The sequence below is a fragment of the Pseudonocardia sp. KRD291 genome, assembly GCF_019263595.1.
GTDB lineage: Bacteria > Actinomycetota > Actinomycetes > Mycobacteriales > Pseudonocardiaceae > Pseudonocardia.
The window spans coordinates 1-6,843 of the sequence record NZ_JADQDD010000309.1 but is presented as its reverse complement, the minus strand read 5'-3'; the positions used below and the strand labels follow the sequence as shown (position 1 = coordinate 6,843).

At 74.0% G+C, this 6,843-nt stretch carries 5 protein-coding genes; all 5 read left to right on the top strand.

Annotation, left to right across the window (positions count from 1 at the left end; genetic code table 11):
• A partial coding sequence (locus tag I4I78_RS28015) for an NAD(P)/FAD-dependent oxidoreductase (RefSeq protein WP_226380578.1) occupies positions 1-1,133 on the top strand: 1,133 nt, incomplete at its 5' end.
• A 145-nt stretch (positions 1,134-1,278) separates the two neighbouring features.
• Positions 1,279-2,622, top strand: coding sequence for a serine hydroxymethyltransferase (gene glyA / locus I4I78_RS28010; protein ID WP_218614502.1), 1,344 nt, complete (start codon positions 1,279-1,281; stop codon positions 2,620-2,622).
• On the top strand, positions 2,619-3,857 hold the full coding sequence (locus I4I78_RS28005) for a sarcosine oxidase subunit beta family protein (protein ID WP_218614501.1): 1,239 nt from the start codon (positions 2,619-2,621) through the stop codon (positions 3,855-3,857). The genes glyA and I4I78_RS28005 overlap by 4 nt, the downstream gene beginning before the upstream one ends.
• 25 nt (positions 3,858-3,882) lie before the next feature.
• Positions 3,883-4,173: a sarcosine oxidase subunit delta gene (locus tag I4I78_RS28000; protein WP_218614500.1), complete on the top strand. Its 291-nt coding sequence runs from the start codon at positions 3,883-3,885 to the stop codon at positions 4,171-4,173.
• The coding region (locus tag I4I78_RS27995) for a 2Fe-2S iron-sulfur cluster-binding protein (RefSeq protein ID WP_218614499.1) at positions 4,170-6,843 on the top strand (2,674 nt) is incomplete at its 3' end. The genes I4I78_RS28000 and I4I78_RS27995, both read left to right, overlap by 4 nt.

The following is a 6,843-nucleotide window of genomic DNA, read 5'->3' as shown; positions in this document are numbered from 1 at the left end:
CGGGGCTCGCGACGGTGCGGGCGCTGCGCGCCCAGGGGTTCGGCGGCCGGATCGTGGTCGCCGGTCAGGAGAAGCACCTCCCGTACGACCGCCCGCCCCTGTCGAAGGAGTTCCTCGGCGGCACGGCATCCGAGGACGACGTCGGCCTGACCGGGCCGGACGACGACGGGCTCGACGTCGAGTGGCGTCTGGGGCGCACCGCGACCGCCCTGGACGGCCCGGCCCGGACCGTGGTGCTCGACGACGGCGAGCACCTGTCCTCCGACGCCGTCGTGCTCGCCACCGGCGCCCGGGCCCGCGCGCTCCCGGGGGAGCAGCCCGAGGGCGTGCACACCCTGCGGACCCTCGACGACGCGCGTGCCCTGCGCGCCGACCTCGTCCCGTCGGCCCGGCTGGTCGTGGTCGGCGCCGGGTTCGTCGGAGCGGAGGTCGCGGCGACCGCGGCCGGCCTCGGGCTGGCGGTCGAGATCGTCGAGGCGGCCCCGGTGCCCCTGCAGCGGGCCCTCGGCGCGGAGATGGGGGAGGCGTGCGCGCGGCTGCACGAGCGCAACGGCGTCGCACTGCACCGCGGGGTCGGGGTGTCGCGCCTGCTCGGGTCGCCCCGGGTGACCGGCGTGCTCCTCGACGACGGGCGCGAGCTACCCGCCGACGTGGTCGTGGTCGGGATCGGCGCGGCGCCCAACGTGGAGTGGCTCGAGGGTTCCGGGCTCGATCTCGACGACGGCGTCGTCACCGACGCGCGCGGGATGACCGCGCTGCCGGGGATCGTCGCGGTCGGCGACTGCGCCAACTCGCACCGGGACTACACCGGCGACCGGCTGCGCCTGGAGCACTGGACCAACGCGCTGCAGCAGCCGGCGGTCGCGGCCGCCGCACTGCTCGGCACCGAGCACTCGCTCCCGTCGCACCACGCGGTGCCCTACTTCTGGTCCGACCAGTACGGGCACCGGATCCAGTTCGCCGGGCGGCGCGCGGCGGACGGGGCGGTCCGGGTGCAGGAGGGCGACCCGGACGGTTCCGGAGGGTTCCTCGCCCTGTTCCTCGACGCCGCGGGGGAGGCCGTCGGCGTGCTCGGCATCGACCGCCCCCGCCCCTTCGGCCGCTGGCGCCGCGAGCTGGCCAGGCGTCTGTGACCGGCCGGGTCCGGCCGACCGGCGACCTGGCCGGACCCGGAGCGCACGAGGATCCGACGACCCCTTGACCTGGAATTACAGACGATGTCAGGCTTTGTCGACAGTTAATATATCAGTGTACTGGACAGAATATGTGGAGGTGGCCATGACGACGTCCGCCGTGGATCGTGAGCAGTCGGCCGACCCGACCGTGCCCGACCCCGCCGTGCCCGACCCCGCCGGTGCCCGCGGCGTGCTGGACGCGACGCTGCGCGAGACCGACCCCGAGGTGCACGCCGCGGTCGCGGCGGAGCTCGGGCGCCAGCGACAGACCCTCGAGATGATCGCGAGCGAGAACTTCGCCCCGCTGGCGGTCATGCAGGCGCAGGGCTCGGTACTGACGAACAAGTACGCCGAGGGCTACCCGGGCCGGCGCTACTACGGCGGCTGCGAGCACGTCGACGTGATCGAGCAGCTGGCCATCGACCGCCTGAAGGACCTGCTAGGGCCCGAGTTCGCCAACGTCCAACCACACTCCGGCGCGCAGGCCAACGCCGCCGTGATGGCGGCCCTGCTCAGCCCCGGCGACACCATCCTCGGACTGGACCTGGCCCACGGCGGGCACCTGACGCACGGGATGCGGCTCAACTTCTCCGGGCGGCTCTACGACGTCGCCGCCTACCACGTCCGTCCCGACGACCACCGCGTCGACATGGCCGAGGTCGAGCGCCTGGCCCGGGAACGCCGCCCGAAGCTGATCATCGCCGGCTGGTCGGCCTACCCGCGCCACCTCGACTTCGCCGAGTTCCGCCGGATCGCCGACGAGGTCGGTGCCTACCTGATGGTCGACATGGCGCACTTCGCCGGCCTGGTCGCCGCCGGCCTGCACCCGTCGCCGGTGCCGCACGCCGACGTGGTCACCACGACCACGCACAAGACGCTCGGCGGCCCGCGCGGCGGCGTCATCATGGCCCGCGCGGAGCTCGGGAAGAAGCTGAACTCGAGCGTCTTCCCGGGCCAGCAGGGTGGCCCGCTCGAGCACGTCGTCGCGGCCAAGGCGGTCGCGTTCAAGCTCGCCGGAACGCCCGCGTTCCGCGAGCGCCAGGAGCGCACCCTCGCCGGTGCCCGGCTGATCGCCTCCCGGCTGCTCGACGAGCCCGGGGTCGGCGTCGTGTCCGGCGGCACCGACGTGCACCTGGTCCTGGTCGACCTGCGCGACTCCGAGCTCGACGGCAAGACCGCCGAGGACCGCCTGCACCGGGTCGGCATCACCGTCAACCGCAACGCGGTGCCCTTCGACCCGCGCCCGCCGATGGTCAGCTCGGGCGTCCGGATCGGGACCCCCGCACTGGCCGCCCGCGGCTTCGGCGACGACGAGTTCTCCCAGGTCGCCGACGTCATCGCCCGCGCACTGCGCCCCGCCGCCACCGACGCCGAGCTGGACACCCTGGCCGGTCGCGTCACCGCGCTGGCCGAGCGCCACCCCCTGTACCCGGAGCTGACGGCATGAGCACCACTGACCTGCCCGAGCACCCCGACTTCCTCTGGCACCGGCCCGAGCCCCGCCGCTCCTACGACGTCGTGATCATCGGCGGCGGGGGCCACGGCCTGGCCACCGCCCACTACCTGGTCCGCAACCACGGCATCACCAACGTCGCGGTCCTGGAGAAGGGGTGGCTGGCCGGCGGCAACATGGCCCGCAACACCACCCTGATCCGCTCGAACTACCTGTGGGACGAGTCGGCGGCGATCTACGAGCACTCGCTGAAGCTGTGGGAGGGGCTCGAGGAGGACCTGGACTACCCGATCCTGTTCTCCCAGCGCGGGGTGCTCAACCTGGCCCACACCGAGCAGGACGTGCGCGACTCGGTGCGTCGGGTCGAGGCCAACAAGCTCAACGGGATCGACGCCGAGTGGCTCGGCCCGGACGACGTCGCCAAGCTCTGCCCGATCCTCAACGTCTCCGACGACATCCGGTACCCGGTGCAGGGAGCGACGTACCAGCCGCGGGCCGGGATCGCGAAGCACGACTACGTCGCGTGGGGGTTCGCGCGCCGGGCCGACCAGGGCGGCGTCGACCTGATCCAGGACTGCGAGGTCCTCGGCTTCCGCACCGAGGGCAGCCGCGACGACGGGACGGCCCGGGTCACCGGCGTGCGGACCTCGCGCGGCGACATCGGCTGCGGGCAGGTCGCGCTGTGCGCGGCCGGGCACACCTCGACCCTGCTCGAGGCGCTCGAGGTGGCTGCCCCGCTGCAGTCGCACCCGCTGCAGGCGCTGGTGTCCGAGCTCCTCGAGCCGGTGCACCCGACGATCGTCATGTCCAACGCCGTGCACGTCTACGTCTCCCAGGCGCACAAGGGCGAGCTGGTGATGGGTGCGGGCGTGGACGCCTACAACGGCTACGGCCAGCGCGGCGCCTTCCACGTCATCGAACGCCAGATGGCGGCCGCGGTGGAGCTGTTCCCGATCTTCGCCCGGGCGCACCTGCTGCGCAGCTGGGCCGGGATCGTCGACGTCACCCCGGACGCCTCGCCGATCGTCGGGCGCACCCCGTACTCCAACGTCGTCCTCAACTGCGGCTGGGGCACCGGGGGGTTCAAGTCCACCCCGGGCCTGGGCTGGTGCCTGGCGCACACGATCGCCACCGGCGAGCTGCACCCCTACATCGCCCCGTTCAGCCTCGACCGGTTCGTGACCGGCGCCCTCGTCGACGAGCACGGCGCCGCCGGCGTCGCCCACTGATCCATTCGGCACACAGGAGCCCACCGTGCAACTGATCACCTGCCCGTGGTGCGGGCCCCGCGAGGAACTCGAGTTCCACCACGGCGGCCAGGCCCACGTCGCGTACCCGCCGACCCCGTCCGAGCTGACCGACGAGCAGTGGGCGCACTACGTGTTCTTCCGGGACAACCCGAAGGGACCTCGTGCCGAGCGCTGGAACCACAGCGCCGGCTGCCGGCGGTGGTTCAACGCCCTGCGCGACACCGTCACCTACCGGTTCCTCGCCGTCTACCCGGTCGGCGCGGCGCGCCCGGACGTCACGGAGGCCCGGTCATGAGCAACCGCGTTCCCGGCCACGGCCGGATCGACCGCACCCGCACCCTGTCCTTCACGTTCGACGGACTCACCTACACCGGGCACCCGGGCGACACGCTGGCCTCGGCGCTGCTCGCGCACGGTGTGCGCGCACTCGGCCGCAGCATCAGGCTCGGCAGGCCGCGCGGGATCGGCGCGGCCTGGACCGAGGACCCCACCGGCCTCGTGCAGATCGAGGAGCCGTTCCCGGAGCCGCTGCTGCAGGCCTCGGTCGTCGAGCTGCACGACGGCCTGGTCGCCGGCGGCGTGAACGGCCGGGGCCGGCTCGCCGCGGTCGCCGACACCGCCCGCTACGACCGCCGCTACGCACACTGCGACACCCTCGTCGTCGGGGCCGGCCCGGCGGGCCTGATGGCCGCGCGGACCGCGTCGCGCCGCGGCGACCGGGTCGTGCTGGTCGACGACCGTCCCGGGGCCGGCGGCACCCTCGCACCGTCGGACCGGATCGACGGCCGCGCCGCGCACGACTTCGTCGCCGGTGTCGTCGCCGAGCTGGAGCAGAACCCGCAGGTGCTGCACCTGCAGCGGACCACCGCGTTCGGCCACTACGACGACGGTTTCGTGCTGGCCCTGCAGCGGCGCACGAGCACCGGCACGGGGGAGACCTCCCGTCAGCGGGTGCACCGGGTCCGCGCCGGACGGGTGATCGTGGCGGCGGGCGCGCACGAGCGCCCGGTCGCGTTCGCCGACAACGACCGGCCCGGGATCGTGCTCGCCTCCGCCGCGCGCGAGTTCCTGCACCGCTACGGCGTGCTGGCCGGGCGCGAGGTCGTGGTGTTCACCACCGACGACGCCGCCTACACCGCCGCGTCCGAGCTCGCGGGCGCCGGTGCGCGGGTCACCCTGCTCGACGCCCGCCCGGGCGCCCCGGAGCAGCGGGCCCGCGAGTGCGCCGACGCCGGGGTCACGGTGCGGACGGGCACCGTCGTCGTCGGCACCGACGGCGCGGCGGGCGACGGCCGGGTCACCGGCGTGCACGTCGGGTCCGGAAGGTCCGGCGGGTCCACCGAGACGCTGCCGTGCGACCTGCTGCTGGTCTCCGGCGGCTGGACGCCGACCGCGCACCTGTTCGGCCACGTGCGCGGTGAGCTGGTGTACGACCCCGGCCTGGGCGCGTTCCGCCCCGGCGAGTCGATCGCCGGGACCGACGTGATCGGCGCCGCGAACGGGACCCTGGACCTCGCCGGATGCCTGTTCGAGGGGGCGGGCGGCGACGCGCCGAGCTCGCCGCCGGAGCCGGGGCGCACCCCGACGCTGGTGCTGTGGCGCACCCCGGGTGATGCGGCGCGCCAGTTCGTCGACCTCGCCCGCGACGCCACGGTCGCCGACATCGAGCGCGCCGTCGGGGCCGGGATGCGCTCGGTCGAGCACGTGAAGCGCTACACCACGATCGGCACCGCGCACGACCAGGGCAAGACCTCGGGCGTGATCGCCTCCGGGATCACCGCCGAGCTGCTCGGGCGCCCGGGCGGGGACCTGGGCACGACGACGTTCCGGCCGCCCTACACCCCGGTCGCGTTCGCGGCGCTGGCCGGCCGCGAGCGCGGCGACCTGTTCGACCCGGTGCGGACCACCGCGGTGCACCCGTGGCACGTGGCGCACGGCGCGAGGTTCGAGAACGTCGGGCAGTGGAAGCGCCCGCGCTACTACCCGCGGCCGGGGGAGGACATGGACGCCGCGGTGCTGCGCGAGTGCGCGGCGGCGCGGCGCGGCGTCGCGATCATGGACGGATCCACCCTCGGCAAGATCGACGTCCAGGGCCCGGACGCCGGCGAGTTCCTCGACATCGTCTACACGAACATGATGAGCACCCTGAAGGTCGGCCGGGTGCGCTACGGCCTCATGTGCGGCACCGACGGCATGGTCACCGACGACGGGACCGTGCTGCGGATCGCCGAGGACCGGTACCTGCTCACCACCACGACCGGTGGCGCCGCCCCGGTCCTCGAGCACCTCGAGGACTGGCTGCAGACCGAGGTGGGGCACCTGCAGGTCCGCCTCGCCTCGGTCACCGAGCACTGGTCGGTGTTCCCGGTGGTGGGGCCGCGCTCGCGCGAGGTGGTCGGGGAGGTCTTCGCCGACCTCGACGTCTCCAACGACGCGTTCGGCTTCATGAGCTGGCGCGACACGGTGCTCGACGGCGTGCCGGTGCGGCTGGCCCGGATCTCGTTCTCCGGCGAGCTGGCCTACGAGGTCCACCTCGACTCGCGGTACGGGCCCGCGGTGTGGGAACGGCTGCTCGCCGCGGGCGCCGCCCGGGGGATCACCCCCTACGGCACCGAGACCATGCACGTCCTGCGCGCCGAGAAGGGCTACCCGATCATCGGGCAGGACACCGACGGCACCGTCTCGCCGCACGACCTCGGCATGGGCTGGGCGGTGTCGAAGAAGAAGGACGACTTCGTCGGCAAGCGCTCCTTCGCCCGCGCGGAGAACGCCGACCCGCTGCGCAAGCACCTGGTGGGGCTGCTGCCCACCGACGCGGCGACCCGGCTGCCGGAGGGCTCGCAGATCGTCGAGTTCTGCGCCGACGGCACGTTGGCCCCGCCGCCGGTCCCGATGCTCGGGCACGTCACCTCCAGCTACCACAGCGCCGAGCTGGCCCGGCCGTTCGCGCTGGCCCTGGTCAAGG